The organism is Oleiphilus sp. HI0123, assembly GCF_001635315.1.
In genome coordinates this window covers 1-1,020 of record NZ_LWGE01000435.1, presented here as the reverse complement: position 1 = coordinate 1,020, position 1,020 = coordinate 1, and the positions used below count along the sequence as shown (strand labels likewise).

Annotated in this window: 1 protein-coding gene; it reads left to right on the top strand. The window is 45.0% G+C overall.

Annotated features, from left to right (window positions below):
* Positions 1-1,020, top strand: a 1,020-nt coding sequence (locus A3761_RS04130; RefSeq protein WP_156491584.1) for an AMP-binding protein, incomplete at both ends; no start/stop codon positions are given.

The window sequence follows — 1,020 nt, the reverse complement described above, 5'->3', positions numbered from 1 at the left end:
CTCTGGTAGCACCGGGAACCCCAAAGGCGTGATGCTATCTTTCCATAGCATGGCCTATGCTGCACAAGGCGCGATAGCCTCATTAAAAGTGACTGATCAAGACAGAATGCTTTCTTACCTTCCTTTGGCACACGTGATGGAGCGTTTTGTAGTCGAAATGGCCTCTATATCTGTTGGCTTTCAATTATTTTTCGCCGACAAACTCGATACCTTTGTCGCTGACTTGAACCGAGCAAACCCTACCTTGTTCCTGGCGGTTCCTCGAATTTGGACAATATTCCAGACAGGTGTCTTTGCCAAGATGCCAAAACAAAAGCTCGATCGTTTGATGAAGATTCCTTTACTGTCAGGCTATATGAAAAAACGCGTATTGAAGACGCTTGGTCTGCAGGATGTACGCTATGCTGCGAGTGGCTCTGCACCACTAAGTCAAGATACGATTGCCTGGTACCAAAAGCTTGGTCTTGAACTCCTCGAAGGCTACGGCATGTCTGAAAACTTTGGTTATTCTCATATGTCCCAGCCAGGCAGAAGTTGCCTTGGTTACGTAGGTGAACCTTTACCTGGTGTTGATTGTCGAATCAGTGAGCAAGGTGAAATTCAAATCAAGAGCCCTACCCTGATGATGGGTTACTACAAGGATGAGGCGAAAACCAAGGCTGAGTTCACTGAAGATGGCTATTTGAAAACCGGGGATCGTGGTGAAATTGATGAACTTAAACGCCTTAAGATTACCGGACGAACCAAAGAAATATTTAAAACCAGTAAAGGTAAATACGTTGCGCCAGCGCCAATAGAGAATAAGATTATTGGCCATCAAGACATTGAGATGGTTTGTGTATCGGGCGCTGAGTACCCACAACCTCACGCATTGGTAGTATTAGCCGAATCATCGGCCAAAAAAACAAGCTGTGATGACTTTAAAGCAGAGCTTGCCTCTAGCTTTCAATCTTTAATCAAGGACGTAAACTCTACACTTGACCCTCATGAGCATATCAAGTTCGTGACGATTGTCAGTGA